The sequence below is a fragment of the Maribacter algicola genome (assembly GCF_003933245.1).
Classification (GTDB): Bacteria; Bacteroidota; Bacteroidia; order Flavobacteriales; family Flavobacteriaceae; genus Maribacter; species Maribacter algicola.
This window is the reverse complement of record NZ_QUSX01000002.1, coordinates 298926-318794: the sequence shown is the minus strand read 5'-3', so window position 1 is coordinate 318794 and position 19869 is coordinate 298926. Positions and strand designations below refer to the sequence as shown.

Annotated in this window: 14 protein-coding genes; 13 read left to right on the top strand and 1 reads right to left on the bottom strand. The window is 42.5% G+C overall.

Features of this window, described 5'->3' with window-relative positions; all coding sequences use genetic code 11:
* Positions 1-17: 17 nt before the first annotated feature.
* From DZC72_RS10585 to DZC72_RS10560, 6 genes are all read left to right on the top strand, one after another.
* A complete protein-coding gene (locus DZC72_RS10585; protein ID WP_125222905.1) occupies positions 18-2231 on the top strand; it encodes a bifunctional alpha,alpha-trehalose-phosphate synthase (UDP-forming)/trehalose-phosphatase in 2214 nt (737 codons plus the stop codon).
* 22 nt (positions 2232-2253) lie between these two features.
* Positions 2254-3777 carry a nuclear transport factor 2 family protein gene (locus DZC72_RS10580; RefSeq protein WP_125222904.1) on the top strand — a complete coding sequence of 508 codons (1524 nt, stop codon included), beginning with the start codon at positions 2254-2256 and terminating at the stop codon, positions 3775-3777.
* Between the two features lie 8 nt (positions 3778-3785).
* Positions 3786-4952 (top strand): MFS transporter, encoded by a 1167-nt coding sequence (locus DZC72_RS10575; RefSeq protein ID WP_125222903.1) that lies wholly within the window; start codon positions 3786-3788, stop codon positions 4950-4952.
* 39 nt (positions 4953-4991) lie between these two features.
* Positions 4992-6323 (top strand): M28 family metallopeptidase, encoded by a 1332-nt coding sequence (locus DZC72_RS10570; RefSeq protein WP_125222902.1) that lies wholly within the window; start codon positions 4992-4994, stop codon positions 6321-6323.
* A gap of 9 nt (positions 6324-6332) precedes the next feature.
* Positions 6333-7937, top strand: coding sequence for a M1 family metallopeptidase (locus DZC72_RS10565; protein WP_125222901.1), 1605 nt, complete (start codon positions 6333-6335; stop codon positions 7935-7937).
* Between the two features lie 126 nt (positions 7938-8063).
* Complete coding sequence (locus DZC72_RS10560; RefSeq protein ID WP_125222900.1) at positions 8064-8525, top strand: GAF domain-containing protein; 462 nt, start codon at positions 8064-8066, stop codon at positions 8523-8525.
* Between the two features lie 72 nt (positions 8526-8597).
* On the opposite strand, the gene DZC72_RS10555 is transcribed toward DZC72_RS10560, so the two are convergent.
* The gene (locus tag DZC72_RS10555; RefSeq protein ID WP_125222899.1) at positions 8598-11990 is read right to left on the bottom strand and encodes a ThuA domain-containing protein; all 3393 of its coding nucleotides are present in this window, start codon (positions 11988-11990) and stop codon (positions 8598-8600) included.
* Positions 11991-12112: 122 nt separating this feature from the next.
* Here DZC72_RS10555 and DZC72_RS10550 point away from each other — a divergent pair, with 122 nt between their 5' ends.
* The 7 genes from DZC72_RS10550 (at position 12113) to DZC72_RS10520 (ending at position 19820) form a co-directional block, all read left to right on the top strand.
* Positions 12113-12694 carry a YdeI/OmpD-associated family protein gene (locus DZC72_RS10550; protein WP_125222898.1) on the top strand — a complete coding sequence of 194 codons (582 nt, stop codon included), beginning with the start codon at positions 12113-12115 and terminating at the stop codon, positions 12692-12694.
* A 134-nt stretch (positions 12695-12828) separates the two neighbouring features.
* Positions 12829-13596, top strand: coding sequence for a CDP-alcohol phosphatidyltransferase family protein (locus DZC72_RS10545; RefSeq protein WP_125222897.1), 768 nt, complete (start codon positions 12829-12831; stop codon positions 13594-13596).
* Between the two features lie 38 nt (positions 13597-13634).
* Positions 13635-15044, top strand: coding sequence for an amidohydrolase family protein (locus DZC72_RS10540; protein ID WP_125222896.1), 1410 nt, complete (start codon positions 13635-13637; stop codon positions 15042-15044).
* Positions 15045-15233: 189 nt separating this feature from the next.
* Complete coding sequence (locus tag DZC72_RS10535) at positions 15234-16607, top strand: amidohydrolase family protein (protein ID WP_125222895.1); 1374 nt, start codon at positions 15234-15236, stop codon at positions 16605-16607.
* Positions 16591-17859 (top strand): metal-dependent hydrolase family protein, encoded by a 1269-nt coding sequence (locus DZC72_RS10530; protein ID WP_125222894.1) that lies wholly within the window; start codon positions 16591-16593, stop codon positions 17857-17859. The genes DZC72_RS10535 and DZC72_RS10530 overlap by 17 nt, the downstream gene beginning before the upstream one ends.
* A 258-nt stretch (positions 17860-18117) precedes the next feature.
* Complete coding sequence (locus DZC72_RS10525) at positions 18118-18780, top strand: class I SAM-dependent methyltransferase (RefSeq protein ID WP_125222893.1); 663 nt, start codon at positions 18118-18120, stop codon at positions 18778-18780.
* Positions 18781-18887: 107 nt separating this feature from the next.
* The gene (locus DZC72_RS10520) at positions 18888-19820 is read left to right on the top strand and encodes a hypothetical protein (protein ID WP_125222892.1); all 933 of its coding nucleotides are present in this window, start codon (positions 18888-18890) and stop codon (positions 19818-19820) included.
* The last annotated feature ends 49 nt before the right edge of the window (positions 19821-19869 follow it).

Genomic DNA, 19869 nt, shown 5'->3' with positions numbered 1-19869 from the left:
AGCAAAACTTGCTATTTATGGCCAAAACTATCATTATCTCAAATAGACTCCCGGTACAATTACAAATCAGCAATGGAACCATTACGGCAATACCTAGTGTGGGCGGACTTGCCACCGGCATGAAATCGGTCCACTCAGGTGGAGATAGCCTTTGGATTGGTTGGAGCGGTCTCACCGATGAGGAAACACCCGAAGAATTGGAATCACAAATAGACGATGCCTTGGCCGAGCATGGTTCCTCCAAGGTAAAACTTACCCAAAAAGAAGTAGACGGCTTTTACTATGGATTTAGCAATAGAACAGTGTGGCCCCTCTTCCATTACTTTTTGGAGTATTCCGAGTTTGAATGGGAGAGCTGGGAAATCTATAAAACTGTAAACCAGAAATTTGCCGATGCTATTTTAGAAAAAGCGGGAGATGACGATGTTATATGGGTACATGATTATCAATTGATGCTGGTGCCGCAAATGGTCAGGGCAAAACGTCCCAATGTTTCAATTGGTTTCTTCCTACATATCCCCTTCCCTTCCTTTGAAATATTTAGAACACTACCTTGGAGGATGGAAGTATTGGAAGGTCTCTTAGGTTCCGATTTAATTGGTTTTCACACCTATGATTACGAAAGACACTTTTTAAGCTCGGTCCGAAGGCTTTTGGGCCTTGAGGTCAGTTTTAACGATATTTATTTGGATGATAGGGTGATAAAAGTGGATTCCTTTCCCATGGGAATCGATTATAAAAAATTCAACGAGGCAGCTAAGGAACATGCGCAACGCGATGAATCCCAAAAATCCGAGCTTCAAAAAAGATTGGATACCCATAAAGAATCTACTCCCGATGCGAAATTCTTCCTTTCCATAGACCGATTGGACTATACCAAGGGAATTGCCAAGCGCTTGAATGCCTTTGAATATTTTTTAAATAAGTACCCACAATACAAAGAGAAGGTACGTTTGATTATTTTGGCTGTACCTTCTCGTTCCAATGTCCCACAATACCAACTGCTGAAAAAAGAAATCGATGAGCTCGTAGGCCGAATCAATGGGGAACTTTCTACCGTAAGCTGGACCCCTATTTGGTATTTTTATAGATCTATGCCCTTTGATAACCTCATCGACCTGTATACGACCTGTGATATTGCCTGGTTAACCCCTATTCGGGATGGTATGAACTTGGTAGCCAAAGAGTATATTGCAACACGAACCGATAAGACAGGGGTACTTATTTTAAGTGAAATGGCAGGTTCTGCCAATGAAATGAATGAATCCCTCCTAATAAACCCTAATAACTTCGAGGAAATTGCGGACACCTTGGACAAGGCCATCAATATGCCCAAAGAGGAACAACAGCAGCGTAATTCAATTCTTCAAAAACGCCTGGAGCGTTATAACGTGGAGAAATGGGCCAATGATTTCATGACCTCCCTATTAAATCAAAAAGAAAAGGACCTCACCTATATATCCAGAAAGCTTTCGGTAGATTTAATGAACACCGTCATGAAAAAATATAAGTCGGCCAAAAGACGCCTTGTTTTTCTAGATTATGACGGCACTTTGGCCGGCTTTCATAAAGACCCTCAGAAGGCCAGTCCTGATGAAGATCTATTCAGATTATTGGATGAAATTTCCGCCCAGGAAAATACGGATATGTATCTAATCAGCGGAAGGGACAAAGAAACCTTTACCAAGTGGTTCAAGCATAAAGGGTACAACATGATAGTCGAGCATGGGGTTTGGATTTCCCAAAATGGAGAAGACTTTAGAATGCTGGAAAAGGTCAAAAAGGATTGGATGGAGAAAATTCATCCGGTCTTGGATTCCTTTGTGGATAGGACTCCGGGAAGTTTTATCGAAGAAAAGAATTATTCCTTGGCATGGCATTATAGAAATACCGATCCCGATTTTGGCCAAAAGAGGGCCGTGGAATTGAATACAGTATTGACCAGTTTGATTGCGAATGACGACTTGAGCGTTTTAAACGGAAATAAGGTTATGGAAATCAAGAGTAGCAATGTAAACAAGGGAAGGGCCTCCATGCGCGTATTTGCGGAACATGAATATGATTTTGTTTTTGCCATAGGCGATGACTGGACGGATGAGTTTATGTTCCAGGAACTCCCGGAAGATTCCATTACGGTCAAAGTGGGAAGACAAAAAACCCACGCCAAGTATTTTGTAGACAGTACCAAAAATGTTAGGGATATTTTAGGCCGATTTGCTGACATGCATTAATTTGGAACTCTATGCTAAACGAATGAATCGGTTATTATTCCTCTCGGTACTCTTTTTATTTTTTTCTTTAAAAAGCTATTCCCAGCCTAGCACAGAAGTGTTTCTGGCCGATTTGGAATGGAACGAGGGAACTTTAAAAATCGGGAATCCCAAAAACATTTCTAACAATGAAGGCTACGACAATCAACCTTCCTTCTACGATGACGACCGAATTCTACTTGCTTCCACCCGAAACGGACAGACCGATATAGCCCTTTACAATATTAATTCCGAATCAAAATCGTGGATCAACAGTACTCCAAAGGGAGGTGAATATTCACCTTTGAGAATATTGGACCAAGAGGATATTTCGGCCATCAGATTAGACGATGATGGATTACAAAGATTGTATAGGTATGATTTTAAGACTGGAAAGTATAAAGAACTTATTGCCAATTTAAAAGTTGGATATCATGTGTGGTACAACGACCATGTCATAGTATGCACGGTCTTGGTTGAAAACCGAATGGATTTGGTGATCGTAAACATAAAGGATAATACCCTCTACACTATACAGAAAAGTGTAGGCAGGTCGCTGCACAAGATTCCCCAAACGGAGCTGATCAGTTATATTTCAAAAGAAAATGATACAACCTTGGTAAAATCCCTGAATCCTATTTCCGGGGCTACGGAATATATCGTGACGCTTCCTGGCTCATTTGAAGATGTAAGTTGGACAAAAGAAGGAACCTTGCTTACGGCGTACGAAAACAATTTGTTGGGTTACGATTACAAAAAGAAGGGCTCCTGGAAACTCCTGCACACATTTGATAAATTGGAAATACCTAAAATATCAAGACTGGCCATTAGTCCGGATGGTCAAATATTGGCATTCGTAAGCGAGGACCCCAAATACAAAATCGTTCAAAAACAGGTGGAATCCTATAATTCGGGGGATTTGGATGCCTTCGTCAATTGTTATAGTGAAAACGTGGTAGTTCAAAATTTTCCGGCGGACACCCTTTATATCGGGCATCAAAAAATGCGGGAGAACTATGGGAGCCTGTCCCCGGATAATAAGAAATATGATGTAGAGGTCGCAAATAGGATTACCATGGGAAATTTTGTAATCGACCATGAAATAGTTACGGGAGACGGAAGTATTTCTAAGCAAGTGGCAATATATGAAGTCGCCGACCGAATTTCTAGCATGACATTTATTTTTGACAATGGGTCGGAATCCATCCCCGAAAGTGTTGTCCAAGAACAGGTGGATGCCTATAATAAAAGAGATATCGATGCATTTATGGCAACGTATACTGACGATGTAAAACTCTACAACTTCCCAAAAAACCTAACTACAGATGGACCAGAGGAAATGCGTAAGGGCTACACCGAATTTTTCACCTCCACACCAGACCTGCATTGCGAAATCAAAAACAGAATCGTCATAGGCAACAAAGTGATAGACGAAGAGGAGGTAACGGCCAATGGCAATACGTTTTCCGCCGTAGCTATTTACGAAGTTGAAAATGAGAAAATATCCAAAGTCACTTTCCTAAAGTAAATCTGAGGTTGAAGCAAAAACCACATATCCTTCCAACCATAATAATTGCCCAATTTGCATGTACCTCCCCATGGTTTGCCGGTAATACAATCATCGATGAACTTATCTTGAAAACAGGGTTGGGTGAAGATATTATGGGCTGGGTATTATCCTCCGTACAATTGGGATTCATTCTGGGCACGCTGCTTTTTGCATTATTGATGGTAGCAGATAGGTTTCCGCCTTCCAAGGTATTTATGGTCTGTGCCCTATTGGCGGCACTCTGCAATTTTGCATTGCTTCAAGAATCTATGACCAAATGGACGATTCTTCTAACGAGGTTTGGCACTGGTTTTTTTCTTGCAGGTATTTATCCCGTGGGAATGAAGATTGCGGCAGATTACTATGAAAAAGGATTGGGCAAGGCTTTAGGGTATTTGGTAGGTGCCTTGGTCTTGGGTACCGCATTTCCATTTTTTATCAAGGCCAATAGTTGGGGCCATGAGGCGAACACCGTCATAAAAATAACTACGGCAATGACCTTTATGGGTGGATTGGCAATTAATTTTCTGGTTCCCAACGGACCCTATAGAACCCCTAGCAAAAAACTTGATCTATCCATTGGTCCCCAACTCTTTGGCATGGTAAATTTTAAGAAGGTCGCTTTTGGCTATTTTGGACACATGTGGGAGTTGTACGCCTTTTGGGCCTTTACGCCCTTTGCGATTGCATATTATAATACGAAAACTGGTATGGACTTTTCGGTACCCCTCTGGACAGGGATTGTAATTGCCCTTGGTGGACTGTCGTGTGCCCTTGGTGGTTTGATATCGGAAAAAATAGGAAGCCGTAAGGTAGCCTTAACGTCTCTTACGATATCGGGCCTATGTTGCCTAATCTCCCCGGTTTTTTTCATGCTGCCTCCCATACTATTCCTATCGGCATGGTGTATATGGGGTTTGGCCGTTACCGCAGATTCCCCACAACTATCAAAACTAGTGGCTGCATCGGCTATGGGCGAAATCAAAGGTACGGCGCTTACCCTAGCAACCTGCATCGGCTTTGCCATTACCATTTTTAGTATTCAACTCTTAAACTACATGCAGACCATCACAAGTGCAAACTTTTTATTCATGGTGTTGACATTGGGTCCGGCGTTGGGAGTTTGGCATCTTATACGCCTTGAAAAAGATTAATTTTTAATACTTTTAGAGACACTTCAAATGAAACCGAATATGAAAAAATGGCTACTTCTGGGTCTTTTGACCATAACCCTTACATTATCAGCGCAAACGGACCAACGCATCTATGATATTATTGATGCCGTTTCTGCGGAACGCATAGAAAACGATATCACCAAATTGGCCAATTTTGGCACCCGACATACCTTAAGCGATACAGTCTCACAAACCCGTGGCATAGGTGCGGCAAGACGCTGGATAAAGTCTGAATTTGAGAAAACTTCCCAGGCCTGTAACGGTTGTTTGAACGTTTTTTATCAAAAAGACTTGGTCAAAAAGGGCGCCAATCAACGCATTGTGCATGATGTGGAAGTCGTGAATGTCTTGGCCATTCAAAAAGGAAGCAAATACCCCAATAGATACATTATTATGAGCGGCGATATTGATAGTCGGGTAAGCGACCCTACCAATTTTACGGACGATTCACCTGGAGCCAACGACAATGCCAGCGGTATGGCCGGAACCTTGGAAGCAGCACGGGTACTTTCAAAATACACATTTGAAAACAGCATTATCTATATGGGTCTTTCCGGTGAGGAACAAGGTCTTTTTGGCGGCGGCGGCGTGGCGCAATACGCCAAAGATCAAGGATGGGAAATCATTGGGATTTTTAATAACGATATGATTGGAAATATCAAAGGTGTGGATGGAGTAGTAAGCAATGTGGATTTCCGAATTTTTTCCGAACCCGTACCTCCCAATGAAACGGAAGAGCAACGCAGGGCAAGACGGTTTTATGGAGGTGAAGTCGATGGTATTTCAAGACAATTGGCTAGATATGTGCATAAGAATGTAAAGACCTATATGCCCGAAATGAATCCCATGATGATTTATCGTTTGGATCGTTTTGGCCGTGGAGGACATCACAGGCCCTTTAACGACGCTGGTTTTGCGGGAATACGAATCATGGAGGCGCACGAAAATTACACCCAGCAACATCAGGATATTCGGGTGGAAGACGGCATTGAATATGGGGATGTCCTAGAACATGTAAACTTTGACTACGCGGCAAAACTAACCGCTGTAAATGCGATTAACCTGGCTTCCTTGGCTTGGGCACCACCGGCACCTAAAGAAGTAAAAATTGGTGGTATTGTTGAACCATCGGCCAAATTCCAATGGAGCAGGGTAGATGGAGCCAAAGGATACAAAATCTACTGGAGGGATACGACCTCACCCACTTGGGATTACAGTAGATATGTAGGTGACGTTACCGAATTTACATTGGAAGGAATCGTTATTGATAATTTTTTCTTTGGTCTGTCCGCGGTAGGTGAAAACGGATTTGAAAGTCCGGTCGTATTTCCAAACGGAATTTTTAGATAATTGGGACTAATGAAAAAACTTTTAATGATTACCGTTATCCTGACTACCTTACATATTAAGGCCCAAGATTTTACGGAACAAGATACCCTTAGAGGCAGCATAACTCCGGAACGAGCTTGGTGGGACCTCAATTACTATCATCTGGATATTGAGGTTAAACCGGATGATAAATTTATATCGGGCACCAATACCATTCGCTACAAAGTTTTGGATGCAAATCAGGTATTGCAAGTAGACCTTCAACCACCACTTATCATTGAAAAAATTACCCAAGACGGTAAAAAACTGGAATTCGATAGCAAGGGCAATGCCCATTTTGTAAAACTAGAAAAAGCACAAAAAGAAGGTGATTACAATGAAATCGTCGTGCATTATTCCGGGCATCCCAAAGAAGCTGTTAGAGCTCCCTGGGATGGTGGTTTTTCCTGGAAAGAGGACGAAAACGGGAAACACTTTGTGGCCACCTCCTGTCAGGGACTTGGAGCCAGTGTTTGGTGGCCCAACAAAGACCATATGTACGACGAAGTGGATAGTATGCTTATGAGTGTAAAGGTACCTAAGGGACTAATGAACGTATCCAACGGTAGGTTGCGTTCAATAGATGAAAATACCAATACCTACCACTGGTTCGTATCCAATCCCATTAACAACTATGGGGTGAACGTAAATATTGGTGATTATGTGTATTTTGGGGAGACCTATGATGGCGAAAAAGGCACTTTGGATATGGATTACTACGTATTAAGGGACAATCTGGAAAAAGCCAAGGAGCAGTTCAAACAGGCTCCCCAAATGATGGAAGCCTTTGAGCATTGGTTTGGTCCTTACCCATTTTATGAGGACTCTTTCAAATTGGTGGAAGTCCCTTATTTGGGTATGGAACACCAAAGTTCCGTAACCTACGGAAACCAGTATGGAAATGGCTACTTAGGCAGCGATCTTTCGGGCACCGGTTGGGGATTGAAGTTCGATTACATCATCATCCACGAAGCAGGACATGAATGGTTCGCAAACAATATTACTTACAAAGATATCGCCGATATGTGGGTGCATGAAGGTTTTACCATGTATTCAGAAAGCCTGTTTATTGAATATTACTATGGCAAGGAAGCTGCAGCGGAATATTTACTTGGAATCCGAAAAAATATCAGAAATGACCGACCGCTCATTGGCCCTTATGATGTTAATAAATCCGGGTCCGGCGATATGTACAACAAAGGGGCGAACATCCTGCACACCCTTAGGCAAATCATGGACGATGATGAAAAATGGCGGGCAACCTTACGAGGTTTGAACGAAACGTTTTATCATCAAACAGTAACATCCAAACAGATTGAAGCTTATTTGGACAATCAGGTATCGGCTGATTTCACCTCCTTTTTTGATCAATATTTAAGAACGGCGAACATTCCAGTTTTTGAATATGAAATCAAGAACGGCAAGCTAAAATACCGATTTACCAATGTCATCGATGGGTTTAAAATGCCCTTAAAGGTTGAGATGGCCGGAAAGACTGATTGGATTACCCCTACCACAGAGTGGCAGCAAAAATCACTTAAAGGGAACGACATACAAGTGGACCCAAATTTTTACGTGGAAGTTAAAAAAGTATAAGTAAAAGGCCTAAGGTCATATCAGGGGTAGCTGACAAATATCATAATATGAAAACTGATAATATCCCTAAATTGCCCATCTTTAGAGGAAATAGCAAATCATTATTTTAAATTTCTATTGATCAACATGAATAACATCCCCGAAAAAATATCGGCACAACTTGAAAAAAATCCCATCGATTGGCAAAGTATTTTAGAAGAGACTATTGGCCATTTCGGTTGCTCTACAGGTACTTTGCATTTTTTAAAATCAGGAACCTCCATTCTGGAGTTGAAGGCCCAAAAAGGTATTCCCGACTTTTTGTTACCGAAAGTCTCGGCTATTCCCATAGGCAAAGGTATGGCGGGTATCGCCGCGGAACGTATGAAACCCGTAGAAATGTGCAACCTGCAAACCGATGAGTCTGGCGTAGCCAGACCAGCCGCAAAAGAGACCAAAGTAGAAGGGTCGCTTGCCGCACCATTGATACATGAAGGAAAATTATATGGTACTATCGGAATAGCAAAACCCGTGTCCTATGATTTCACAGAAGAAGAAATAGCTTCCTTAATGGGGATTGGAGAGGCCATTTGCCAGAAAATTAGTTAAATAGTGAATCCTATTAATAAATTGAAAAAGCCCGCATCAAGCGGGCTTTTAGTATAATAGGTCCGTATTAACTTAATTGAACATAGCGCCCGTTAATGCAACCATAGAGGGTTCCTTACCTTCTTCTGCCTTGTAGGTCACATAAAAAGGTCCATTGCCAGAAACAGTCCCCGTGATAGGAACATTGACCTGTGTTCCCTGACCTCCGGTTTGGGCCGGCATGGTTCCTTCACCAACAACAGGACCATCTGGGGTGTTCTCATGGATCTGAAAGGTATAACTCAAATTAGGAGGGCTTTGCCAACCTGCATTGAGTACTAAGGCATTCACTCCTTTAAGCGAAGTGTCTTTCAATTCCAACCATCCCGCAGCGCCATTCAAGAGCATAAGGTCCATACCGCCAAATTTCATGGCCTGCATATTGCTGGTTTTCATATCCTCGGTCAGCTGGATTGTGCTACTTGGAATAGCAACAGACTTGGAGCCTGTTAATGGAATGGTACCTTCTGCACCATCATCCGTGAAACTGGCAGTCAGCACCAACATATTTCCTGGAGCCGAAGCTTCTGCTGTGATAGTACCCTTTAAAGGAAGTGACTTTTCCTCTTTTTGGTCTCCTGCCAAGGATAGGATATACAGAGCGATCTGTCTTGTTTCATCACTGGTGATTTTAGGGTGCGCGGGCATGGTTACCTCGCCCCATACACCGTTACCTCCGGTTTTTATCCTTGTTTGTAAATAACTCAAGGCATCTCTTCTATTCTTATACTTTTGGGCAACGTCCATATAGTTTGGTCCTATGGATGCTTCCGCTTCCTTATGACAGGTCTTACAATCCATGGACTGCGCAAGGGCCTTACCTGTAACGGCTGCCGATACCTGTTGGTGCCCTAAATTCATGGTCACTTTGTCCAACCCTTCCAGATAGTCCACACTCACGAAGACATTACTTTCATCCACCGTTCCACCATCAGGGTCGGTTACGCTCACCTCATACGCTATTTTTTGGCCAGGTAAATAAAAGGCCGGAGTACCTCCATTTAGGTTAATGGTTACCTCAGGTCTGGAATTACCGGCAACAATCCCGGTACTTTCACTCACTGCGGATTCTCCTTTGTCATCCCCAACGGTAACGCTCAAGTTATACGCCCCCGCATCTGTATAGGTGTAGCTAACGTTGGGTTCCGTAGTTTCCTTGGTTTCTCCGTTACCAAAGTCCCATGTATAGGTTATGTTGTCTCCTTCCCTGTCGCTGGCAACAACGGAAGCATTAATGGCAAGTGGTGTTTTTCCCGCTGTCGTCTCGACAATCATATTATCAATGACAGGAGGTCTGTTTCCACCATTAAATTCAATATAGGACAACCCTGAGTTGGCATTTTGGGAAAACCAACCACTACCGTATTCCAAAAGATATACCCTTCCATCAGGACTCATCTCCATATCTATAAGGTTGTTCAATTTCACTTCTGGCGCAAAGGGTTCCATTTTATTAAAACTACCATCTTCCTTCAAATGCACCGCAAACATCCAGCCACGCATCCAATCATAGATAATCACTTTACCATCATAATAGTCGGGTAATTTGTCCTCGCCGGTATACAAATCAGAATAATAGGTGGGACCTGCCATGGCGTTTCTACCACCAGTAGTCGTTTGAGGAAACTGACTGGATTCATCATAAGGGTAAAAAACATAAGCTGGCATCGCCGGTGGCAATTCCGTTAATCCCGTATTGTTTCTAGAGGTATTCATCGGTTTTTGTGGATCAAATGCTTCTCCGGTTTCCCCCGTTTCATAATTGTATTCCTTGTAGGCATAGTTGTCACCAATGAACAATGGCCAACCAAAGTTACCAGGCTGACGTGCCTGGTTCATTTCGTCATATCCTCTTGGACCCCTCGTTTTCAAACTATCCACCCTTGCATCGGGTCCAACATCGCCCCAATAAACATAGCCGCGTTTTACATCCACGGATATTCTATAAGGATTTCTATGTCCCATGGTATAAATTTCAGGCCTTGTCTTTTCGGTTCCCATAGGGAAAAGGTTTCCTTCAGGGATATCGTAGCTACCATCCTCGTTCACCTTTATCCTTAGGATTTTTCCACGAAGGTCATTGGTGTTCCCTGAACTCCTTCTAGCATCGTACTGCTCATGCCCTGGCGTATCGTTCAATGGCGCAAAACCGTTGTTCACATATTTTTCTCCCTTTTCGTTAAATGGCGTGGAGTTGTCCCCCGTAGATAGGTAAAGAAGATTATCAGGACCAAAGGCGATGGAACCACCTGTATGACAACAAATTTCTCGTTGTGAATCTACATCCAAAATTATCTGTTCCGAATCTAAATCAAAATTGCCGTCGGCATACTTAAAACGGGACAGACGATTTACCCATTTGTCGCCAGTAGGGGCATAATACACATAAATCCAATTGTTATTGGCATAATCAGGATCTTTCTGCAAACCCATTACACCTTCCTCTGCATTAACCCCCGGGGTTTCCAAGGTTTTCCAATAGACATCCAATTTGGCTACTTCCTTTAATTCTTTGGTCTCATCATCATAAAGCATTATTTCACCCCTTCTCTGTGCAATTAACACATCATTATTGGGCAATACGGCCATTTCCGTCGGTTCAAAAAACTGACCTTCGGACAATATAACCTTGGAAAATCTATCCGTATCCGGAGGGATTTGAGATTTTACCTTGGAATAATCCAACAATTCATTTTCCCCAATGGCGTATTTGATTCCGCCCAACACATGTTTTAAAAATAGTTCCTCCGAAAAGCTTTCATCCGTATGTCCGCCCCCAGTATAAAAGGCACGGCCTCCATCAAAATCGTGGTACCAAGCAATAGGGTGAAAATCCCCATTCTGACCGCCTTCATAGGTAGATTCGTCCAACGTCATTAAGACATTTACATCCGGATTTATATTTTTATAATTATAAAGCTCATCGTCCCTGTTCCAAACACTATCCGTAAAAAACTCCGTAGCGATAAAGTTTTTGTCCTTGATGATGAAATCTGCATTGGGTGTTCCACTAGGGTGGCTCAAGAACTGGGCTCCCGCAAGATCGTTGTACCAGCCCCAATCATATTCGGTATCGGCAGCGGCATGTATACCCACGTAACCACCACCTGCTTGGATATAACGCTCAAAGGCGGCTTCCTGGAATTGATCTAGAACATTACCTGTAGTGCTTAAGAAAACCACCGCAGAATATTGTTTTAGGTTATCATCCGTAAACATATCCGCATTTTTGGTCGTATCAACGGCAAAACCGTTTTCTTGTCCCATCTTTTGCAGTGCGGCAATTCCTGCAGGTATAGATGCGTGTTTAAAACCCATGGTTTTGGAGAATACCAAGACCTTAGGTTCCCCTTCACGTTTATTGCCACCACATGAGACAATAATAAGCGCAAAGCCCAAAAGCAGCGCATTAAAAACTTTTTTCATACGTAAATTTTGTTGTTTGTCGGTTTAATAAGCCTCAAAAATAGGTTTCGCTAGCTTATGAACCAATTGTTTATAGACTAAAATTGTATTTTAAACACAATTTAACACTGAAAAAAGATTATATGTCAAAAATACCAGAGCTCTATTTCAAAAATGATACGGAATTTAGGGAATGGTTACACATTAACCATGATAAGCATTCCGGAATTTACTTGATATTTTTCAAGGTTGCACATGCCAACGACAGTATGCGCTGGGAGGAAGCCGTAAAAGTAGCCCTTTGTTACGGATGGATCGATAGCACAGTAAAAAGTTTGGGCGATGGTAAAAGAAGACAGTATTTCTGTCCGAGAAAACCTAAAAGCGTATGGAGCAAGGTCAATAAGGACTACATAAAAAAGCTTAAGGCAGAAGGATTAATGCATAAAACCGGACTAGAATCCATTCGGATAGCCAAGCAAAACGGATCATGGAGTGCCTTGGACGATGTGGAAACGGGTAAGGTACCTGAGGACTTACAATCCGCATTCGATAACAATGAACAGGCTTTCAAAAACTTCCAGAACTTCACCAGAGGGCAACAAAAGAGTTATCTCTATTGGTTGAATCAAGCAAAGCGCGATGAAACAAGACAAAAACGCATCAACGAAATATTACAGCATTGCCATGAAAATATTAAATATAGAAACGGAGGTGGAAGGTAACACCATTTACTTTTCTCATATAAGCACTTGTATTATCGATTAAACCGAATAAAGCCCTATTTTTGCCGTGTATTTGTTTGATATGACAAGCTAGCGTGTTCCCGTTATTGACATTTCAATCAGATACAATCAAAATGTCCAAATTACCCGAAGAACATCGTTTTTTAGATCTATCGGATTACGGAAGATCAGTTGCCTTTCAACTGGTCCAAGCAATAAAAACAACCTCCCTAACCCCTGTTCATATTACGGTTGCATTCTTTGTAAGCGGTTTAACCGCAATAGTACTCCTGCTCAATGAATATTACGGATTGGCGTTTCTGTTTTTAATTCTAAAATCAATTTTAGATGCCGCCGATGGAGAATTGGCGAGGGCCAAAAATACACCTTCACATACGGGAAGGTATTTAGATTCCATATCTGATATTGTCTTAAACCTGATCTTGTTCTTGACTATCTGGTACGTTACCGATGGTTCTTTACTGCTAACGGTAATATCCTTTATCTGTCTTCAATTACAGGGCACCCTCTACAATTACTACTATGTGATTTTACGGAACAGGCATAATGGGGATACCACGAGTCGGGTTTTTGAAAATAAAAGCCCCAATGCGCTAAAAGGGGAAAGTCAGAAAACGGTAAACTCCATGTTTAAGATATACTCCTTGTGCTATGGTACTTTTGATTCCATTATCTACAGATTGGATAAAAATGCCGCCAAAGGCAAAGCCTTTCCAAATTGGTTTATGACTGCGGTTTCCTCATTTGGATTGGGCTTTCAACTATTGCTTATTGGTCTCATGTTTACGTTGGGCTGGCAACAGTATATCATTCCCTTTTTCATAGGCTATTCCATCATGATATTCATATTTATCCTGATTAGGCAAGTACTGAATCGCTAATTCTTTTTACCTTCCGTACTCAATTTATTTTTTAGCTGATGAGATACGGATTTTCCTTTTTAGGTATCGCAATGTTGTTTTTGCTGTTGATAAACTGTGAAGCAGAAAAAAAGGTTTCCTATGATACCCTTTTAAAGGGGGGAAATATCATAAACTTGGAAGATGGCTCCGTCAACGTGGGTGATATTTATATTTCCGATGGGCGCATTGCCGAAGTGTCCTATGATAAAGCCGATGAAAACTCCACCGCAAAAAATGTGGTAGACGCCACCGGAAAATTCATTTTACCCGGATTTTGGGACAACCACGTACATTTTCGCGGGGGCGACTCCCTAATTGATGCCAACAAACGCTTTTTAGAACTCTTCATCGCCAATGGAATCACCACCGTACGGGATGCCGGCGGCGACCTGACCACATCCGTCATGCAATGGAAAAAGGCTATTGAAAACAATGATATGGTTGGACCTACTATCTTTACCTCCGGACCCAAAATAGATGGTCCCGGGGCAACTTGGGCCGGTTCTTTGGAAGTAGAAAAGGAGGCGGATATAGAAAAGGCATTAGATTCTCTCGAAGCCATCCCAACCGATTTTGTCAAAATCTATGACAGTAAGATTTCCGGAGAAAACTACCTCAATACGATTCGCGCTGCGGAAAAAAGAGGATTGATTACCTCCGGACACATGCCCTTTACCGCTACGTTGGAATCCACCATAGATGCAGGCATCGATGCTGTGGAACATCTGTATTACATCATGAAAGGTTGTTCCTCACAAGAAGACGCAGTTACCGAACAACTTCAAAACAACAAGATGGGTTTTTGGGATGCCATGCCTATACTGCAATCCACTTATGATGATTCTGTGGCCAAGCAAACATATGAGCACCTAAAACAAAAAAATGTGTTTGTGGTGCCAACACTTCATATTGGGCATACCCTTAGTTACTTGGACGAGGTGGACCATAGCGAGGACACATATTTAAAATATATGGCTCCCGGAATTATCAAGACCTATGAAGGGCGCATCAATCGGGCTAAAAATACTTCTGAAAAGGCGATACAGGACCGAAAGGAGTTGGACACCTTTTTCAAAAAATTGGCATGGACCCTAAACCAAAATGGGGTTTCCCTATTGGCAGGATCTGATAGTGGTGCTTTTAACAGCTATACTTATCCCGGAATATCCCTCCATAAGGAAATGGAGGCCATGGTAGATGCGGGCATATCTCCATTGGATGCCTTAAAGGCTTCGGCCTATAACGGGGCCAAATTTCTAAAACAAGAGTCGGACTACGGAACCTTGGAATCCGGCAAAGTGGCCGATATCGTGATTTTGGATAACAATCCCCTTGAAAATATTCAGAACACCCAAAAAATATTTATGGTGTTTAAACACGGTGAAAAATTTACCAAGGAATCCTTGGAACAACTAATACCCAATTAATGGTATGAAATGAGCCATAACAAGTCTTGATACCCACTGAAACCAAGGGTTCACGAACACCTGTTTTAAAAATAGACAAGCTTCGTGAGTAAATGGTTATTGGCGAAATCGAAGATTCATGAACACCTATGTAAATAAAATGATGTGAATAATTGCATCTGATCTATTAATAACAATAAAAATAAACAGATGAAAACAACACTTTTGTTTGTATTTCTGACTTTTTTGATTGCCTGTAACGATGGAAATCAAATCGAGACCAAAAAGGATATCCTAATTTCCGATATTTCCATTATCGATGTCACGAACGGTTCGGTTTTGAAAAACAGTTATGTGGTTATCGATTCAGGTCGGATACGTTCCATCTCCCAAAAAGCGGTGGACACGGCACTTTTTAAAACAGTAATCAACGGGTCCGGAAAATACCTGATGCCCGGACTCGCAGAAATGCACGCCCATATCCCCCCTCCTGAAGTCGGTGAGGAGCGAATAAACGAAACCTTGTTTTTGTACCTGTCCAACGGCGTAACGACTATCCGAGGAATGCTTGGAAATCCAATACACTTGGAATTAAGGGAGAAGGCCGCAAATGGAAATTTAGTAAGTCCAAGGATTTATACTTCAAGTCCTTCTTTAAATGGGAACTCAGTAACCTCAAAGGAGGAAGCCATTGAAAAGGTAACGCAATATCAAAAAGACGGTTACGATTTTTTAAAGATACATCCGGGCATACAACGGGAGGTGTTTGACCAAGTGGTGGAGACCGCCAACAGCGTAGGCATTCCTTTTGCCGGCCACGTTCCCGTAGATGTTGGTATTCGCCATGCTTTGGAAAGCAAATATGCCTCCATTGACCATGTGGACGGGTTTCTAGAGGGACTCGTTCCGAAATCTGCCAATGTAAAACCAAGCGATAATGGATTCTTTGGATATGCATTTACCCCTTTGGCCGATACCACCAAAATTGACGAACTGGTTACGCTTTCCAAAGCGAACAGGGTTTGGATCGTACCCACACAAAGTCTATTTGAAAGATGGTTCGCCCCAATTTCGGCAGATGAATTACTTAGTCAGCCCGAAATGAAATACATGCCCAAAACTACCTTGGAGAATTGGCGTAAAACCAAGAATAGCTATATGGAGGACGAAAGTTTTACGGAAGCACAATGGCAGCAGTTCGACGCCATCCGAAGGCAACTTATTAAAAAACTTCAGGCAAACGGTCAGGGTATTTTGTTGGGTTCGGACGCTCCTCAGCTTTTTAATGTCCCCGGATTTTCCATTCATCATGAAATGGCCGGTATGAAGAGCGCAGGTATGACACCGTTGAAAATCATTCAATCCGGTACGGTAAATCCCGCGGTATTCTTTAAGGCAGAAGATGACTACGGTCAGGTCAAAGAAGGGTTTTGGGCAGATTTGATACTGCTTAATGGAAATCCTTTAGAAAGTCTATCGGCCTTACAACAAAATGAAGGTGTTATTGTGAGAGGACAGTTCTTGTCCAAGGAAATGATTCAGGAAAAACTAAATGAAATTGCACAACATGCAGCAAAGAATTAAACTTGTTTCCCTTTGGGTATTACTATTCGGATGTTTATTGAATACTTCCGCCCAGACCTTGTTGAAACCCGACCGTATCTTCGATGGTACTGATGTCCATGAGAATTGGGTCGTTTTGGTAGAGAATAACCAAATTACGTATGTAGGAAACGGTCAGGATTTAAAAAAACCAAGAGGGACCCAAGAAATCGAATTGTCCGGCACCACCTTAATGCCTGGTATCATCGAGGGCCATTCCCACTTGTTATTACATCCATACAACGAAACCGACTGGAACGACCAAGTGCTCAAGGAATCGCCGGTAGAACGGGCCATCCGGGGTTCGGTTCATGCCAAAAACACATTGATGGCAGGTATCACTACTACGCGGGATTTAGGCGCCGAGGGTGCAGGATATACAGACGTCTATTTAAAAAAGACCATTGAGGAGGGAATCATTGTAGGTCCAAGAATGTTGGTGGCAGGTCCGGCCATTGTGGCCACAGGGGCATACGGGCCCAAAGGATTTCACGATGGTGTCACAGTTCCCTTGGGAGCAGAGCCGGTTAGCGGAAAGGAAGAGGCTATTAAAACCGTACGAACGCAAATGGGCAACGGAGCTGACTTGATAAAAATCTATGCCGACTACCGTTGGACGCCCGGAGCGGATTCCCAGCCCACCTTCTTACAGGAGGAAATCGATGCCATGGTAGCGACCGCCAAAAGTGCTGGGAAATATGTGGTAGCCCATGCCAGTACACCGGAAGGTATGAAACGGGCCATTATGGGTGGTGTGGAAACCATAGAACACGGAGATGGTGGCACTCTTGAGATTTTCAAAATGATGAAGGAAAAAGGAATCGGCTTATGCCCTACCCTGGCCGCAGGGGATGCCATTACCCAATACCGCGGATGGAACAAAGTGAAGGACCCCGAACCGGAACGTATTACCCAAAAGAAACAATCATTTAAGCTGGCCCTCGAATCAGGAGTACAGATTGTTTTTGGAGGGGATGTAGGTGTCTTTACCCATGGCGAAAACTATCGGGAAATGGAATTGATGGTCGAATATGGGATGCGACCCAAGGACGTCCTAGTATCCGCAACCAGCGGCAATGCTGCTATGTTCCATTTGGACCAACTGGGACAATTAAAAAAAGGGTTTTTGGCCGATATCATTGCTGTACAGGGAAATCCCTTAAATGATATTCGTGCCATGCGCAAGACCACTTTTGTGATGAAGGATGGGTACGTTGTTTTGAATGCAGACTGAAGAGTGAAGAGTGCAGAATTAAGAGTGAAGAGTGAAGAGTGCAGAATTAAAAGTGAAGAGTGAAAAGTTAGATTTGAGACGTTAGACTTAAAAACAACTAATTCACTATCTCACTATCTCACTATCTCACCAACTCACCAACTCACAATTTCACTATTTCACTAACTCACTATTTCACTAATTCACTAACTCACTATTTCACTAACTCACTAACTCACTATTTCACTAACTCACTAGAAATCTAACAACCAACCTCCCATGCCCACCAAAAAAGCTAAAAAACCATGGCCCACAAAAGCCGTGATGGAGCAGATTTACAATCAAAACCTTTGGGGTGGGAAGCCTGGCGAATTTTACAGTGGTGATGGGTCGCACGATCAAGCAATGGTGGAACCCTATCTCAAAGCGGTTACCCATTTTTTACGCTCCTTCCACCCCCAATTAACGGTTTGCGATTTGGGGTGTGGGGATTTTACTATTGGTAAACGACTTGTACCATACTCCCGGGAATATATCGCCATAGATATCGTGGAAGACCTCATCACTTGGCATAAAAAGAACAATGCTTTGGAGCAGGTAAGCTTTCACTGTTTGGACATTGCCAAGGATGGCCTTCCCCAAGCCGACTGCATCATCTTGCGGCAGGTTTTGCAACACCTTTCCAATGAGGAAATAAAGGCGATAGTCAAAAAACTATCAAACTACACGTACGTACTGGTAACGGAACACCTACCCGAAGGTGATTTTGAACCCAACGTTGATATAATCTCCGGACAGGGCATCCGACTCAAAAAGCAGAGCGGGGTGGATTTGTTGGCACCACCCTTTCTATTAAAGGTTAAGAAAGCCAAGGAGTTAGTTGCTGTTCCTTCAACCTCAGGAAAAGGGGTGGTTAGCACCAATTTATATACTATTATGTAGGAAAATATCTCAAAATCAATACAGTACATCCAAAAAAAGGTCTTTTTACGGAAATCCGTATCCAATTGGTTTTCTATTTTATATTTTAACCGATACTATACGGAAAAATGAAAAAACCAGCCTACCTCCTACTTCTTTTTTTAGCTTTTATTTTTATTCAGTGTGATTCGGATACGGATACTCCCAATCCTAATGTGCTTGAAAACCCTTCCAAAGATAATTCTAGTAACAATGACGAAGAGGAAGAATCCAGCAATAACGATTCCAGCAGCGATGAGGAAAGTAGCGATGATACAACGGGGGAAACAGTGGGAGATGAGGGCACCGAAGAAGGCAACACAAATTCCGGCGAGGAAGAAAATGGCACGGGGGATGACGATACCAACAACGGAGATATAAATCCGAATCCTACGGAACCATGTGAGAACGAGGACGCTGTTTTTGACGATACGGGAGATAGTGAATCGTCCAACGAATGTTCGCAGCAACTGAATAACGGTACCATAACTTCTACTATCAATGGGGTATCATTTGAATCCACTGGAATACTGGCAGGTGCTGTATATGAAGAAAACGACGATGCATTCACCCTCGGAATCATTGGTGGGGATGGTCCCGACCCTACAACACCCATAGACCAACGCAACCAACGGGGACTTACCATAACACTTGCATCGAGCAACCTAGGCTTTGATGACCTTGAAACCGATGTGGAATACAGTGGAAGTAATGGCGCAAACCTATTCACAGGCGGCTTTGAGGTAATCGGCGCCTATGTTTTAGTTGTAGATTGTGATTCCCAAGAACTTGGTGGCGATATCTCCCCTACCGCTAAAATTCAATTTTCAAAAATTGACCGAACCAACCAATTATTGTCCGGTACATTTGAGTTTGTAGCTGTTGATGAAGAAACTGGGAACAGTTACATAGTATCTCAAGGTACTTTTGTAGACATCTGGTATTGTAATCAAGCACCCGGAGCCGGCAAATCCATCTCTTTTATAAACAAACAAAAAGAGCGACTTTTATCTCAGAATTAAGGGCAATACTCATTATCATTGTAGTTTGAGCGTTTTTCTAGGTTATAAT